This is a genomic window from Reinekea marinisedimentorum, assembly GCF_004341165.1.
Classification (GTDB): domain Bacteria; phylum Pseudomonadota; class Gammaproteobacteria; order Pseudomonadales; family Natronospirillaceae; genus Reinekea; species Reinekea marinisedimentorum.
Genome location: NZ_SLZR01000001.1, coordinates 90,928 through 104,577, shown reverse-complemented (window position 1 = coordinate 104,577; position 13,650 = coordinate 90,928). Strand labels below are relative to the sequence as shown.

Below are 13,650 nucleotides of genomic sequence, written 5' to 3'. Positions count from 1 at the left end.
AATGGAGGAAAAAGCTAATGACTGAGACTATGTATTTAGTATTTAGTGCTTACGCATCCGGTAAAGGCTAAGGTGACTTAGCCCACCGGGTAACCTGATCCATCAGGTTGCTAATTAACAATCAAACCACTGCAGGCCATTTTGGCTGCATTGTTCCAAAAGAATTCCCTGAGTATTCTCTTCGGTGTAGCGATAGCCACCCTTGAAGCTCTGCATGCGGGATTCCTCACCCTTCAGGGTATTTACCCTGCTTTTAAGCCAGTAGCTGGTGCCGGCCGACTTCATCTCGGTTACCCGGTCAAAGGCGTATGGCAATGCTTCCAGAGAGTTGATGAAGACCAGGTCGACGTGGTCTTTCTTATTCTGCTTCAGCAATACCCACTCCTTTAAAAACGGAAACCCTTCCGCACCCTTAACAAAGGTCAGCTGGCTGTCGTATTGCCACTGGTCATTCTGTTCGTGCACATAAACGCTGCGGGTGTTGATATCGCCGGCGAGATTCTCCAGCTGGCATTCGCGTTTGGTTTCAACCAAACGGTTCACCTGATTGACCATCTTGTATTCTTTACCGTTGTGCTCAGTGCTGATGGACTCAGCAATATCGCAAAGGTAGCCGGAAGCGGTTTCTTCAACCTGCAGGTTTTCCTCGTAAATAAATGGGGATGAGCAACTGCTCAACAGGGCAGCGGTGAGTGTGGCCGAAACAACTATTCGGAGGGTTTTCATGCAGAGTATCCGTTTGAGTCAGAATTCATTTGAAGAGCTGAGTGTGTCTTTATCTCGTAAAGGAAATATAGAACAAGATCAGGCTGGCTGCCTGTTGTTTTTGAACGGTATTTGGTTAGGTTGGGAGGACGGACCTCTGTCCATATTGGAACATAAGGCGCGTTGGTCTATAGGCCAACAGGGTTGCTTTTATATCTTAGGCTGACTTTGTCGGGCTGAAGCCCGACCTACAGATGAGCCACTGTTGTAGGTTGGTCTTCAGGCCAACGCTGCATGCCACTGTTCATCATTTGAGGCTTACTTGTCGGGCTGAAGCCCGACCTACAAATGAACCGCTGTTGTAGGTTGGTCTTCAGGCCAACACGGCATGGCTCCATTCATCATTCGGGGCTTACCTGTCGGGCTTTAGCCCGACAACGAACTGATGTGAAGCGTTAATTCTGCCTGGAGGTCAGCACAGCTGACATCGTAAAACGATAGAAATACTGCGTTTAAACGAAAGGCCAGTGGAATACCGGCCCGGTCCAGCCCGGAAGGCTGTCCGTAATTTCCCTTATTGAATGGCATTAGCCATTGAGCGTAAAAATGAGGGAAATCCTGCCCGGCTGTCAGCACAGCTGACATCGTAAAACTATGAATATGTTGTGATTAAGCTAAAGCCGGTGGCGTTCTTGCCCGGTCTGAGCCAGAGGCTCAGCCATAAATTTGCTAACTGAATGGCATTAGCCATTCAGTTTTTGAGCGAAGCTCAAACCGCAAATTTATCCCTTCATGCTCTTGAAGAATTCGTCGTTGGTTTTGGTTTGCTTGAGTTTGCCCATCAGGAACTCAATAGCCGCGACGTCTTCCATTTCAGCCAGCAGTTTGCGCAGAATCCACATACGCTGCAATTCTGGTGCGGTGGTTAGCTTGTCTTCACGACGGGTACCGGAGCGGCGAATGTTAATGGCCGGGAAGATACGTTTCTCTGCAATCTTGCGATCCAGATGCACTTCCATGTTACCGGTGCCTTTAAACTCTTCGTAGATTACTTCGTCCATCTTCGAGCCGGTGTCGATCAGCGCGGTCGCGATGATGGTCAGTGAGCCGCCTTCTTCAATGTTTCGGGCAGCACCAAAGAAGCGTTTCGGACGTTCCAGAGCGTTGGCATCGACACCACCGGTCAGTACTTTGCCGGAGCTCGGTACAATGGTGTTATAGGCACGGGCCAGACGGGTAATGGAGTCGAGCAGAATAATGACATCACGCTTGTGTTCAACCAGGCGCTTGGCCTTTTCGATAACCATTTCTGCAACCTGAACGTGACGGGCTGGTGGCTCATCGAAGGTTGACGCGATAACTTCGCCGCGCACCGAGCGCTGCATTTCAGTTACTTCTTCCGGGCGTTCGTCGATCAGCAGCACGATCAGATCGGCATCGGGTGCGTCGCGGGTAATCGCTGCCGCAACATTCTGTAGCATAATGGTTTTACCGGCTTTCGGCGGTGAAACAATTAGACCACGCTGACCTTTACCGACCGGAGATGCCAGGTCCAGAATTCGGCCGGCCATGTCTTCGGTAGAACCGTTACCGGCTTCGAGCGTTAAGCGCTCATCCGGGAACAGGGGTGTCAGGTTTTCAAACAGAATCTTGTTTTTAGCTTCTTCCAACGGCGCGTAGTTGATGGTGTCAACCTTGAGCAATGCAAAGTAGCGCTCGCCATCCTTCGGTGGACGGATCTTGCCGGCAATGGTGTCGCCGGTACGCAGGTTAAAGCGTCGGATCTGACTGGGTGATACATAGATGTCATCCGGGCCAGCCAGGTAAGAAGCGGCGGCAGAACGCAAGAAGCCGAAGCCATCCTGCAGAATTTCCAGAACACCATCACCGTAAATGTCTTCACCGCTTTTGGCGTGACGCTTCAGAATAGTGAAGATGAGGTCTTGTTTACGGGTTCTGTTGATGTTGTCCAGACCCATGCTTTTTGCAATGTCTAACAGCTCGGGAACTGCTTTGGTTTTTAAGTCGCTAAGATTCATAGATGTTTTGGCTTGAAGTGGCAGGAGCGAAGAAGCTCGATAGGTTTAGTTGAGGTTTTGAATTATTGTTCGCTGAGCAAACAATATAGGCTTACAGAGTAGGGCTGTCCAGAATTTATTTAAGGCGCCTCAAAGGAGCCGCCCATTCAACTCAGTTAGATATTGCTTTGAATAAAATCTAACAGCTGAGATTTAGATAAAGCACCCACTTTAGTGGCAGCAACTTCACCATTCTTAAAAATCATCAACGTTGGAATGCCACGAATACCATATTTTGGCGGAGTGTTTGGATTGTCATCAATGTTCAGTTTGGCAACAACCATCTTTCCAGCGTATTCATCGGCAACTTCTTCCAGCACCGGAGCGATCATTTTGCATGGGCCACACCATTCTGCCCAGTAGTCGACCAGTACAGGGTGTTCACTGCGTAATACATCGCTTTCAAAGCCATCGTCAGTTACGTTAAGAATGTTTTCGCTCATTTCTCATATATTCGTCAGGGATTGAGGGGGTCAGTTTACTCGCTCAGTGGGGTGTGTCTATATTTTCGACAAAAAATAATACAAATGAGCGAGTAATGGATCGCAAAAAATCCACAGTTGCCGGCCTGCCTTTAAAGTGTGGAGTTTTTCAGCAGCCGGGCGGCATCGACGGCAAAATAGGTGAGAATGCCATCGGCACCGGCGCGCTTAAAGGCAAGCAGGCTTTCCATCATCACCTTTTCACCGTCAATCCAGCCATTTTGTGAAGCGGCTTTCTGCATGGCGTATTCACCACTGACCTGGTAAGCATAGGTCGGCACCCCGAAGGTCTGTTTCACCCGCCACAATACATCCAGATACGGCATGCCCGGCTTGACCATCACCATATCGGCGCCTTCGCTGATATCCAGCTCCACCTCGTGCAGCGCCTCGTTACTGTTGGCCGGGTCCATCTGGTAGGTTTCCTTACTGCTTTTACCGAGGTTGCCGGAGGAGCCGACCGCATCCCGGAACGGGCCGTAAAAGGCAGAGGCGTATTTCGCTGAGTAAGCCATGATTATGGTGTTGATAAAGTCATGCGCCTCCAGCGCTTCGCGGATGGCACCAATGCGCCCGTCCATCATATCGCTGGGGGCCACCACATCGGCACCGGCTTCAGCGTGTGAAAGCGCCTGTTTCACCAGAATCTCTTTGGTGACATCGTTCATTACATAGCCGTTGTCATCAATGATGCCGTCCTGGCCGTGGGTGGTGAACGGGTCGAGTGCGACATCCGTCATGATGCCCAGTTGCGGGAACTTCGCTTTCAGCGCACGCACAGCAACCTGTGCCAGGCCATTCGGGTTGTAGGCTTCTTCCGCCATTTCGCTCTTTAATTCCAGCGGCGTAACCGGGAACAGCGCCAGCATGGGAATGCCCAGTGCAACCCAGTGTTCTGCGGCTTCGAGCAGCAGATCGACAGACAGACGCTCCACACCGGGCATGGATTCAACCGCTTCGCGCTGGTTTTCGCCCGGCAGTACAAATATCGGGTAGATCAGGTCTGCTGTAGTCAGGGTGTTTTCGCGTGCCAGCCGACGGGAAAAGTCTTTTGCGCGCAGGCGACGCATACGGGATGAAGGGAAGCTTCGCATAGCATGTCTCCGGCCAGAAATTCAGGCCGCAAGACTAACCAGCTGTACGAAAAAGCGCAAAGGTTTACCAAAAAGGCTACAATGCGCAGCGAATTAACGTTTGAGTACACCAATGACCACATCAAGTAATTCCGGCACGCCTGAAACCACCACGCACTTTGGTTATAAGACAGTTAAAGAATCCGAAAAAGAAAAGCTGGTTGCAGAGGTATTTCATTCTGTAGCGGCCAAGTACGACCTGATGAACGACCTTATGTCCTTCGGCGTACACCGGGTTTGGAAGAAATATACTGTTGAGCTTTCCGGCGTGCGCCGTGGTCACAGTGTGCTGGATATTGCCGGTGGCTCGGGTGACTTAACCTATGCGTTTTCGAAACGCGTGGGTGATCAGGGCCGCGTGGTGCTGGCCGATATCAACGACTCAATGCTGAAGGTGGGGCGCGATAAGCTCGCCGACCGTGGTGTATCCGGCAATCTTGAGGTCGTGCAGGCCAACGCCGAACATCTGCCCTTTGCCGATAACGAATTTGATGTCATTACCATGGCCTTTGGTTTGCGCAATGTAACCCACAAAGAACAGGCATTGGCCGAGTTCTACCGGGTGCTGAAGCCGGGTGGCCGGTTGCTGGTGCTGGAGTTTTCCAAGCCCAAGTTTGAATTTCTTTCCAAAGCCTATGATCTGTACTCGTTCACGGCCCTGCCGGTCATGGGCAAGCTAGTGACCAATGATTCCGAAAGCTACCGCTATCTGGCAGAGTCGATCCGTAAACATCCGGACCAGGAAACACTGAAAGGCATGATGCAGACCGCCGGTTTCAGGCAAACCACCTACCATAACCTCACAGGGGGCATTGTCGCGTTGCACCGGGGTACCAAGGCATGAATGAAGTTCTATTACCCGTGCAGATGCTGGTCAACCGCGCTTTAAAATACGATGCACCGGCGCAGCAGAAGCTGGCGTCATTGGGGGAGTGCGTATTGGTGTTGGCGGTGAACGAACCGTCGTTGTCGGTTAGCCTGGTCATTGAGAGTGATGGCTTTGTTATGGTTGAACCCGGCGCAGTAGCGCCATACAGCGCCCGGGTGTCTGGCAAGGCCAAAGACCTGTTCGCCGTGTTGCGGGCCGAAGACCGCACCGAGGCGATGATCGAGCACCCGATCAACATTGAAGGCGATACCCGCACCTTCTTTGGTATTCAGGATGTGCTGGCGCATTTGGATGTCGACTGGGAAATGGCGTTGGGCGATAAGATCGGTGATTTGCCGGCGCACGTTGTCGCCGATGGTGCCCGCTTTATGTTCGGCGTCGCAAAAAACCAGATCGACTCGCTGGAGCGAACCCGCAAGTACATGAAAGATGAAGGCATTGCCTTTGGTTCGCCAGAGTTTGTAAAAACACTCTCCGGCCGGCTCGCAGACAAGGCAAAGTCCGATCTGGAGTTTGTCTTTGGCAAGGTGCAGTCGCATAAGCCGTCCGGAGGGCGTCAATGAGCCTGACGCGCTCGGTTAAAATTTTCTGGGTACTTGGCCGTTACCGTCTGGATACCCTGATCAACAGTGCCGCCTTACCCTGGTATGCGCGGCTGTTGCTGGCTGTGCTGCCGACCCGCTGGTTGTTTAAGGTCACAGAGAACGAAGGCCGCCGCGTGCGCCTGGCGCTGGAGCACCTGGGCCCGGTGTTTATTAAGTTTGGCCAGATTCTATCCACCCGGCGCGATCTGTTGCCCGATGAAATGGCCGAAGAGCTGGCGTTTCTGCAAGATAGAGTGGCACCCTTTGCCAGTGAAACCGCCCGGCAGATTATTGAGTCACAACTGGCCAAGCCAATTGCAGAGCTGTTCGCAGAATTTGACATGACGCCGCTGGCATCGGCATCCATTGCTCAGGTGCACGCCGCCCGCCTGCATACGGGCGAAGAGGTTGTCGTTAAGGTCATTCGCCCGGGGATCGAGAAAACCATCGCCAAAGATATTGCGCTGATGAAGCTGATGGCCCGGCTGCTGAATAAGTTCCCGGATGGCCGCCGCGTTCGGCCGGTGGAAGTGGTTGAGGATTACGAAAAAACCATCTTCGATGAGCTCGATCTGCTGCGCGAAGGCGCTAATGCCGCGACGCTGCGGCGTAATACCATTGCCGAGGGTAAGCTGTATGTTCCGGTCGTTTACTGGGAGTTCACCCGCAAAAGTGTGCTGGTGCTGGAGCGAATCTACGGCACGCCGGTTTCTGATCTGGATGCTCTGAACGCCGCCGGCATTGATTTTAAGGTGCTCGGCGAGCGTGGGGTGGAAATCTTCTTTTCGCAGGTGTTCAAAGATTCGTTCTTTCATGCCGATATGCACCCGGGCAATGTCTTTGTTGATGTCTCCAACCCGGCGTCACCGACTTATATTGGCATCGATTGCGGGATTGTCGGCTCGCTGTCGCCGGAAGATCAGAGCTATCTGGCGCAAAACCTATTGGCGTTCTTTAACCGCGACTATTACCGTGTGGCCGAGCTGCATGTGGAATCCGGCTGGGTGCCACCTGAAACCCGGATTAACGAATTTGAAGCCGCCATTCGCAGTGTCTGCGAACCTATCTTTGAAAAGCCGATCTCAGAGATATCCTTTGGCATGTTGCTGATCCGCCTGTTTCAGACCGCACGCCGGTTTGATATGACGGTACAGCCGCAGCTGGTCCTGCTGCAGAAAACCCTGCTGAATATTGAAGGTCTGGGCCGGCAGCTGTATCCAGAGCTGGATCTGTGGAAAACCGCCAAGCCGTTTCTGGAGAACTGGGTTAAGGTTCAGGTTGGCCCCAAGCGTTTTCTCGATTCGCTCAAGGCACACGGCCCAACCTGGCTGGCGAAAGCGCCGCAAATGCCCGACTTAGTACACGATGCACTGACACAGATGCGAGCCGGCTCGGTTGCCGATAAATCCATTCAGCTGGAGCTGCGGCGTTTGAATGAGCAGCATGCCCTGTCTGCTAAGCGTCAGCGCCGCCGTGGCCTGGCACTGGTCCTGGCGGTGGTGGCATTGGCATCACCGCTGGCCGCCGCTAGCCTGGAAACCGGTCAGTGGCTGGTCCTTGCCGTGGCTGCCGTGGTGTTTTTGTGGCCCTAGCTGGGGTGTTTTTGTGGGTCTAACAGTGACCGCATTGTGAGAACAATTTGAGCTTAGCGAAAGTAAACGGCAAATAGACAGATCAAAACATTTAAACTCATTTAACGGGAGTCATAATGAGTGAAGTATTAAACAAGCTGGCAGAAACGCTCGAAGCGCGTAAAACTGCTGAACCGGACAGTTCCTATGTGGCGTCACTGTATGCCAAAGGGCTCGACAAGATTCTGGAAAAGGTCGGTGAAGAGGCGTTCGAAACCGTTCTTGCTGCCAAGAACGTCGGGGCAGATGGCACCGGGCGGGAGGCACTAATTTATGAGACGGCCGATTTGTGGTTTCATTCTTTGGTCATGCTGGCGACGTTAAATATCGGACCGGATGAAATTATCAACGAGCTGGCTCGCCGTGAAGGTTTGTCCGGCCTGGTTGAAAAGGCCAACCGGACGCAATAAAGAAAGGAGCGCATCGTGAGCGACTGCATATTCTGTAAAATGTTAACCGGAGATATTCCCTGCAATAAGGTCTATGAAGATGATCAGGTTCTGGCCTTTCACGACATAGCACCGAAAGCACCGGTTCATGTTCTGGTTATTCCCAAGGTACATGTTGCCAGTCTGTATGAGTTGGATGAGGTCAGCACACCTTATGCCCATGCTATGATCAGCAAGGCACCGGAAATTGCCAGAGAATTGGGTTTGGCCGAGGGTTTTCGCCTGATTGCAAATACCGGCGAAGCATGCGGACAAACCGTACATCACATGCACTTTCACATTTTAGGTAAGTTTAACGATACCGGGGACACTGGCTTCCCGGGTGAAGATGAATAACAGCGAACTGAGGGCAGTAAAATGGGTTTAGGTGGAGTTTCTATTTGGCAATTATTGATTGTACTGGCCATCGTCATTCTGATTTTCGGAACCAAGCGTCTGAAATCTCTGGGTGGTGATGTGGGTGGTGCAATTAAAAGCTTCAAGACCGCCATGAATGAAGATGAGAAGAAGGCAGAACCAGAGACTCTGGAAAAGAAAGAAGCAGACGCCAACTTCTCTGAAATGAAAGATAAAGAAAAGCAGGAATAAGGCGCGCATTGCGTGTCTGGCCGGAGTTTATAGATGTTCGATGTAGGTTTTACAGAACTGCTGCTGTTGGCGGTGATCGGGGTGGTGGTTATTGGCCCGGAACGATTGCCGACCGTTGCCCGTACCCTCGGTAAAATGGTGGGTGAAGCGCGTCGTTTTGCTGCCGGGTTGCAGCGTCAGCTTGAGCAGGAAGTGAAAATTGAAGAGCTGAACCGAAAGATCATGGAAGATACCAAAGGGAAAGAGTTCCCCAACGATAACGGTGCCACAGCGGAAACTCCGGCGGTGCCAGCCGCAGAAAAAACTGAAGAGTCAAATGAGCGCAATTAATCCAAACGACAATTCAATGCCCCTGGTGGACCATCTGCGCGAGCTGCGCGACCGGTTGATCCGCTCGATTCTGGTCATACTGGTTATTTTTATCGGTCTGTATTTCTTTTCCGGTGAAATGTATCTGATCCTCGTTGAGCCGCTCAATGCCCTGCTGCCGGAAGATGGCAATGGCGCTCTGATTGCGACCGGCGTGGCTTCGCCATTCCTGGTGCCGCTGAAACTGGCGTTTGTGATGTCGGTGCTGGTGGCCATGCCCTACCTGCTGCACCAGCTGTGGGGCTTTATTGCACCGGCGCTCTATAAGCACGAGCGTTTGCTGGCCATTCCGCTGTTTATTTCCAGCGTCATTCTGTTTTATGCCGGCGTGGCCTTCGTTTACTTTGTGGTGCTGCCGCTGGTGTTTGGCTTCTTTACTAATGTCGCTCCGGACGGCATCCAAATTATGCCGGATATCTCCAACGTTCTGGATTTCTGCCTGAAGATGTTCTTCTCGTTCGGCATCGCCTTTGAGATACCGATTGCCACCTTCCTGTTGATTCGAACCGGGCTGGTTTCGGCGAAAACACTGGGCAGCGTACGCCCCTATATCTTCCTGAGTTGCTTTGTCTTCGGCATGCTGCTGACGCCGCCGGATGTACTGTCACAAAGTATTCTGGCGGTTCCTATGTATGCATTATTCGAGCTCGGGTTGCTGATGTCCCGCTTCCTGCCGGTAGCGGCAAAAGAGAAAGAAAAGGAAGAGGCGCTCGACTGACGCCCAGCCCCGGCAGCAGATAAATAATTCGATGAATGATTTATTTTGAGTCACTAGATTTATAGCGACTTAATGTGTTCTATAAAAGTGATCGACATTGGACGTTTTAACACTGGCGCTGCTGCCACAGGCGAAACCCGGCCCTGACCAGCCTGCGCCAATAGGTTCAGCCCTGACCGCAGTTACCAACAGCGACTACACTTAAGCGTAGACAAAAGAAATGAAGCCATTTATCGTTCGATTCGAATAAGATTTTAAGGGCTATTTATGGATCGTTATGCAGTTGTAGGGCATCCCATCACGCATAGTTTGTCACCTGCAATTCATCGTATGTTTGCTGAGCAAACCGGCGAAAAGATTGAATACGAAGGCATTGAGCTGCCGGTTACCAGTTTTGAAACGCGCATCTGGCAGTTGTTTAAGGATGGCTACAGCGGCTTTAACGTGACCGCCCCATTTAAGGGTGACGCGTTCGATTTTGTCGATGAGATGAGTCCACGTGCAGAACAGGCGCGCGCCGTGAATACCATGAAGAAGCTGGAAGACGGTCGCATCTTTGGTGATACCACCGATGGTTATGGCCTGCTGACCGATCTGACGGAAAACCTGGGCTGGTCGCTGAACGGCGCCAATATTCTCATTCTGGGTGCCGGTGGCGCGGTTCGAGGTGTCCTTGAGCCGCTGCTGGCCGAGAACCCAAACAGTCTGGTGGTTGCCAACCGTACCCTGCAGAAAGCCGAAGAGTTGGCCGACGATTACCCGGCGCTGACACCGTCAACCTTCGATGAACTGCATGGCCAGTTCGACCTGGTGATCAATGGCACCTCGGCCAGTTTATCCGGTCAGATTCCGCCATTGCCCGAGGGTCTGATTAATGCCGGCACCAAATGCTACGATATGGCCTACGGCAAAAAGCCGACCGCTTTTCTGGTGTGGGCGAAAGCTCAGGGTGTGATCGAATGTTCCGATGGCCTGGGTATGCTGGTGGGTCAGGCGGCGGAAAGCTTTTACATCTGGCGTAATGTCCGGCCGCAGATGAAGCCGGTCATCGAAAAGCTTCGCGAAACCTTAAGCACCTGATCAGCGCACTAAGAACGGAAACAACATGACATTAAACGAACTACTGGCCGCGGTTTACTCAGCGCCTGAAAGCCTCGAATTTCAACAGGTGCTGGCGGCAATCGATGCGGAATTTGAGTTTACGCCCGCGGCCTTTTCAAACGGTACAGTGAACAACAGCGAAACAGAAAACCAGGGCAGCTGCAAGGTACTGAGCTTTGCGCACCAGGCCGGACTCAGTGAAGCGCACACCCTGCAGTTGTTTGCCGAGCACTATCGCAGTGTGCTGGCCAGCCCCGATGGCAGCGATCACCAGAACATCCGCCAGTTTATGGCACATGGCTGGAAGGGTGTCAGCTTTTCCGGGAAAGCCTTAGTAAAAAGAGCCTGAAGCGGCTCTTTTTTACGACTGTCGGTCGCTCATCTGACCGCGAACTCCGCTTAAACCTCCGTCAACGACAGATACACCAGCGTCTGATTCAGCAGCTGGTAAGCAATCTCCCCGAAGCAAGTCGGACCAATAATCTGCCCCACCTTTTTGCCCTCCAGCTGCGAGTACATGAAATTAAGCATGCAGTTGCAGGAGAACGCGATGTTTTCAATATCGGTACCGGAGCGTTCCAGGTGGTTGTGGTAGGTGGTGACAAAGTCCTGAATGGGTTTGGCAAAGTGATAGGTGACGCCTTCAAAGACCGGCGCATACAGGCGCACCTGACGCTTTTCCGGATCTACATTCTGAATGCTGACGTTCACCTTAATGCCAGAATAGTCGGCTACCAGTGGCGAGCGGATGTCGATGTTATTGTCGGTGATGAACTCGGCGAAGTTGCCGGGCACGCCATCGATGGTGCATTCGCTGGTGGTTAATCCGGTGGAAGAAAACGCCAGCGCCGGGCCGGTACCTTCTTCAAACAGATTAATTATATTCACCGTGGCTACCTGGTTTTCCGGCAGCGGCACATGCATGGCGACGGCCTGTTTATCCATCAGCATACTGCCACCCGGGCCAAAGCCGACCTTGGCAACTGGGTTTTCGTCTTCCAGGTGATAGCCGGAAATCCAGCCGACCAGCGGCGTGTAAAACATGCTCGGGAACTCCGGTGCGTTTTGCGCATAGTTCAGGTGCACATCCGACAGCGCCGGAATAATGGTAATGGTAAAACCATGGGCCGGGGCATCGGTGGCAATGCGGCTGATCGAGTGGTTGTCATAGATGGTAATGCGCGGCGGGTTGTTGCTCTGGCAGCCATGAATGGTGTGCACAAAAATCTTTTCTCGGCTTACCAGACCGCCGCTTTCGTCCATAAAGTAGGGGATGGTACCGCCAATCCAGTTGCCGGCAGGAAGCTGACAGAGAATGCTTTCATCCGCCGCGATCATTAAGAAATTTCCGGCGCGGATCAGGGCTTTCACCGCATTCAGATCCATCATCTGGCTTTCTATGGAGACTCGGTTGTTCGTAGGCATGATCTAATCCTGAATCGTTTATTGGCCGTCAGCCAGACGGTTAATGGTTTGAATCTCTGCTGCCATGGTGCTCGCATTCTGGTTGAAAAAGTCGCGTAACTGCAACAGGCAGTCACGGTCGCCGGTTCTGCGGTATTTGTTCTTTAACCGGGAAACCAGCAGTCGGTAGTTGATCTTTTCTGACGCCAGCAATTGGTCATCGAGCAGAATGCTCTGCCAGACCTGATGTTCAATAGCGGGCAGCAGAATCGGGCTGCTTGGCTGTTGCCGGGCCCAGCCGGTCAGTGTTTTCAGTTCTGAAACCAGGCTTTGAGCGTTATGCCGGAAGAACTGCTGCAGGTTGCGGATGGCTTCGGCCCGTTCAGCATCGCCCGGGCCGCTGCGGTAAGCGCGCTTTTGCTGAGCCAGACAAAGCTTCAACGGCATGCTCTCGGTTTTCAGCGTGCGTTCACCGGTCAGCAGCTGATGCCAGAGGTGGCTGCCGCTGCCGGGTAAAATCAGCTTCAGTTTTTGTTTCTGTTGCCCGGCCTGGGTGTGCTTAGCCGGGTAAACACCGAGCTGATTGAGTTCGGCAGTCAATTGATGGCTGTTCAGTACAAAAAAGGTTCGCAGCTCCAGTACCGATTTGTGCAGGGCCCGGCCCGGGTCTTTGGCCACATCCAGCTTCAGCCGCGACAGCAGCAGCTTCAGTGGCAGCATCGTGGTCGATAGTGGTTGGGTGTCGGTTAGAATGTTGAGCCAGATACTGCTGGATTCCAGCGGCAGCAGGGCCGTGCTCGGCTGTATTGCCTGCGCGGCTTCAAGCAGACGGATTTCAGCCTCCGCCATTTCTGTACTCAGACCGAGCAGTTCGCTGATGAGCCCGGCATGCAGCCCGGCGGAATGTGCCAGCCGGATGCGATCAGCCAGCTCACGGGTAACGTATTGACTGGCGGTGCCGAGGAACGCCGGTGGCAGGCCATTACGCAGCTCAGCCAACTCGCTGGCGGGCAGGTTTACCTCTATCTGACAGCGACAACGACCCAGTGGCACATGATGCCAGCGCTTGCAGATCCGTTCGGCAGCCGGCTTCGGCTGAATCAGGCCAAAGCGCTTGCGGTCTTCACTTTTGGTCAGCTCTATAACCAGGCTGTTCGAGCGCTCGTCGAACTCAGTGCTTTTGACTGTCCAGGGGCTGAACAGCCCGAGAATTCTGCCAAGATCGTCCGTTTTTAAGCCGTCCATTGAGTTACCTGTTAATTTTTTTATTGGCTGTACAAGGCTGCCGAAGGCCGGCGTTATACATTCCAGACTGACACTAAAAATAGCGGATAATTTTAACTTGGCGAATACCCGGATCAGTCCCTGAATGGGGTTGATAATATGACATATTTAGCCGGTTGTTAGAATCAGCTTAGGGCGTTGCTGTTTTTTTAGCGGCCGTTATCACTTTACGTTACTGAGCCTGGGCATTTACCGGTTGGTTTTTCTTGCCGGTATAAGGGGTACAATGCGCCCC

The 13,650-nt window shown here is 52.6% G+C and carries 16 protein-coding genes; 10 read left to right on the top strand and 6 right to left on the bottom strand.

Annotated features, from left to right (window positions below):
• Positions 1–114: 114 nt before the first annotated feature.
• The 4 genes from BCF53_RS00545 to hemB all read right to left on the bottom strand — a co-directional run bounded on the left by BCF53_RS00545 (position 115) and on the right by hemB (position 4,359).
• Positions 115–726 (bottom strand): hypothetical protein, encoded by a 612-nt coding sequence (locus BCF53_RS00545; RefSeq protein ID WP_132698790.1) that lies wholly within the window; start codon positions 724–726, stop codon positions 115–117.
• Positions 727–1,487: 761 nt separating this feature from the next.
• On the bottom strand, positions 1,488–2,744 hold the full coding sequence (gene rho / locus BCF53_RS00540; protein WP_132698788.1) for a transcription termination factor Rho: 1,257 nt from the start codon (positions 2,742–2,744) through the stop codon (positions 1,488–1,490).
• 155 nt (positions 2,745–2,899) lie between these two features.
• Complete coding sequence (gene trxA, locus BCF53_RS00535) at positions 2,900–3,226, bottom strand: thioredoxin TrxA (RefSeq protein WP_132698786.1); 327 nt, start codon at positions 3,224–3,226, stop codon at positions 2,900–2,902.
• Between the two features lie 131 nt (positions 3,227–3,357).
• Complete coding sequence (gene hemB / locus BCF53_RS00530) at positions 3,358–4,359, bottom strand: porphobilinogen synthase (protein ID WP_132698784.1); 1,002 nt, start codon at positions 4,357–4,359, stop codon at positions 3,358–3,360.
• A 112-nt stretch (positions 4,360–4,471) separates the two neighbouring features.
• On the opposite strand from hemB, the gene ubiE reads away from it, so the two are divergent.
• The 10 genes from ubiE to BCF53_RS00480 all read left to right on the top strand — a co-directional run bounded on the left by ubiE (position 4,472) and on the right by BCF53_RS00480 (position 11,076).
• The gene (ubiE, locus tag BCF53_RS00525; RefSeq protein WP_132698782.1) at positions 4,472–5,242 is read left to right on the top strand and encodes a bifunctional demethylmenaquinone methyltransferase/2-methoxy-6-polyprenyl-1,4-benzoquinol methylase UbiE; all 771 of its coding nucleotides are present in this window, start codon (positions 4,472–4,474) and stop codon (positions 5,240–5,242) included.
• Positions 5,239–5,850 carry a ubiquinone biosynthesis accessory factor UbiJ gene (locus BCF53_RS00520; protein ID WP_132698780.1) on the top strand — a complete coding sequence of 204 codons (612 nt, stop codon included), beginning with the start codon at positions 5,239–5,241 and terminating at the stop codon, positions 5,848–5,850. Before ubiE ends, BCF53_RS00520 begins: the two co-directional genes overlap by 4 nt.
• Positions 5,847–7,463, top strand: coding sequence for a ubiquinone biosynthesis regulatory protein kinase UbiB (gene ubiB / locus BCF53_RS00515; protein WP_132698778.1), 1,617 nt, complete (start codon positions 5,847–5,849; stop codon positions 7,461–7,463). The genes BCF53_RS00520 and ubiB overlap by 4 nt, the downstream gene beginning before the upstream one ends.
• Before the next feature lie 116 nt (positions 7,464–7,579).
• On the top strand, positions 7,580–7,912 hold the full coding sequence (locus BCF53_RS00510; RefSeq protein ID WP_132698776.1) for a phosphoribosyl-ATP diphosphatase: 333 nt from the start codon (positions 7,580–7,582) through the stop codon (positions 7,910–7,912).
• A gap of 15 nt (positions 7,913–7,927) precedes the next feature.
• Positions 7,928–8,287 carry a histidine triad nucleotide-binding protein gene (locus tag BCF53_RS00505; RefSeq protein WP_243645743.1) on the top strand — a complete coding sequence of 120 codons (360 nt, stop codon included), beginning with the start codon at positions 7,928–7,930 and terminating at the stop codon, positions 8,285–8,287.
• A gap of 21 nt (positions 8,288–8,308) precedes the next feature.
• Positions 8,309–8,539, top strand: coding sequence for a twin-arginine translocase TatA/TatE family subunit (gene tatA / locus BCF53_RS00500; protein WP_132698774.1), 231 nt, complete (start codon positions 8,309–8,311; stop codon positions 8,537–8,539).
• A 33-nt stretch (positions 8,540–8,572) separates the two neighbouring features.
• Positions 8,573–8,869, top strand: coding sequence for a Sec-independent protein translocase protein TatB (gene tatB / locus BCF53_RS00495; RefSeq protein ID WP_132698772.1), 297 nt, complete (start codon positions 8,573–8,575; stop codon positions 8,867–8,869).
• Positions 8,856–9,626: a twin-arginine translocase subunit TatC gene (gene tatC, locus BCF53_RS00490; protein ID WP_243645742.1), complete on the top strand. Its 771-nt coding sequence runs from the start codon at positions 8,856–8,858 to the stop codon at positions 9,624–9,626. The genes tatB and tatC overlap by 14 nt, the downstream gene beginning before the upstream one ends.
• A gap of 267 nt (positions 9,627–9,893) precedes the next feature.
• Positions 9,894–10,706, top strand: a complete 813-nt coding sequence (aroE, locus tag BCF53_RS00485; protein WP_132698770.1) for a shikimate dehydrogenase — start codon at positions 9,894–9,896, stop codon at positions 10,704–10,706.
• Between the two features lie 25 nt (positions 10,707–10,731).
• Complete coding sequence (locus BCF53_RS00480) at positions 10,732–11,076, top strand: HopJ type III effector protein (RefSeq protein ID WP_132698768.1); 345 nt, start codon at positions 10,732–10,734, stop codon at positions 11,074–11,076.
• A 50-nt stretch (positions 11,077–11,126) separates the two neighbouring features.
• Here the strand turns inward: BCF53_RS00480 and BCF53_RS00475 are convergent, their stop codons facing one another.
• Positions 11,127–12,152: a DUF6976 family protein gene (locus BCF53_RS00475; RefSeq protein ID WP_132698766.1), complete on the bottom strand. Its 1,026-nt coding sequence runs from the start codon at positions 12,150–12,152 to the stop codon at positions 11,127–11,129.
• Positions 12,153–12,170: 18 nt separating this feature from the next.
• Positions 12,171–13,376 carry a hypothetical protein gene (locus tag BCF53_RS00470; protein ID WP_132698764.1) on the bottom strand — a complete coding sequence of 402 codons (1,206 nt, stop codon included), beginning with the start codon at positions 13,374–13,376 and terminating at the stop codon, positions 12,171–12,173.
• Between the last annotated feature and the right edge of the window lie 274 nt (positions 13,377–13,650).

Coding starts and splice junctions, on each gene's coding strand:
- BCF53_RS00545 (WP_132698790.1), bottom strand. CDS start 726: ATGAAAACCCTCCGAATAGTTGTTTCGGCCACACTCACCGCTGCCCTG.
- rho (WP_132698788.1), bottom strand. CDS start 2,744: ATGAATCTTAGCGACTTAAAAACCAAAGCAGTTCCCGAGCTGTTAGAC.
- trxA (WP_132698786.1), bottom strand. CDS start 3,226: ATGAGCGAAAACATTCTTAACGTAACTGACGATGGCTTTGAAAGCGAT.
- hemB (WP_132698784.1), bottom strand. CDS start 4,359: ATGCGAAGCTTCCCTTCATCCCGTATGCGTCGCCTGCGCGCAAAAGAC.
- ubiE (WP_132698782.1), top strand. CDS start 4,472: ATGACCACATCAAGTAATTCCGGCACGCCTGAAACCACCACGCACTTT.
- BCF53_RS00520 (WP_132698780.1), top strand. CDS start 5,239: ATGAATGAAGTTCTATTACCCGTGCAGATGCTGGTCAACCGCGCTTTA.
- ubiB (WP_132698778.1), top strand. CDS start 5,847: ATGAGCCTGACGCGCTCGGTTAAAATTTTCTGGGTACTTGGCCGTTAC.
- BCF53_RS00510 (WP_132698776.1), top strand. CDS start 7,580: ATGAGTGAAGTATTAAACAAGCTGGCAGAAACGCTCGAAGCGCGTAAA.
- tatA (WP_132698774.1), top strand. CDS start 8,309: ATGGGTTTAGGTGGAGTTTCTATTTGGCAATTATTGATTGTACTGGCC.
- tatB (WP_132698772.1), top strand. CDS start 8,573: ATGTTCGATGTAGGTTTTACAGAACTGCTGCTGTTGGCGGTGATCGGG.
- tatC (WP_243645742.1), top strand. CDS start 8,856: ATGAGCGCAATTAATCCAAACGACAATTCAATGCCCCTGGTGGACCAT.
- aroE (WP_132698770.1), top strand. CDS start 9,894: ATGGATCGTTATGCAGTTGTAGGGCATCCCATCACGCATAGTTTGTCA.
- BCF53_RS00480 (WP_132698768.1), top strand. CDS start 10,732: ATGACATTAAACGAACTACTGGCCGCGGTTTACTCAGCGCCTGAAAGC.
- BCF53_RS00475 (WP_132698766.1), bottom strand. CDS start 12,152: ATGCCTACGAACAACCGAGTCTCCATAGAAAGCCAGATGATGGATCTG.
- BCF53_RS00470 (WP_132698764.1), bottom strand. CDS start 13,376: ATGGACGGCTTAAAAACGGACGATCTTGGCAGAATTCTCGGGCTGTTC.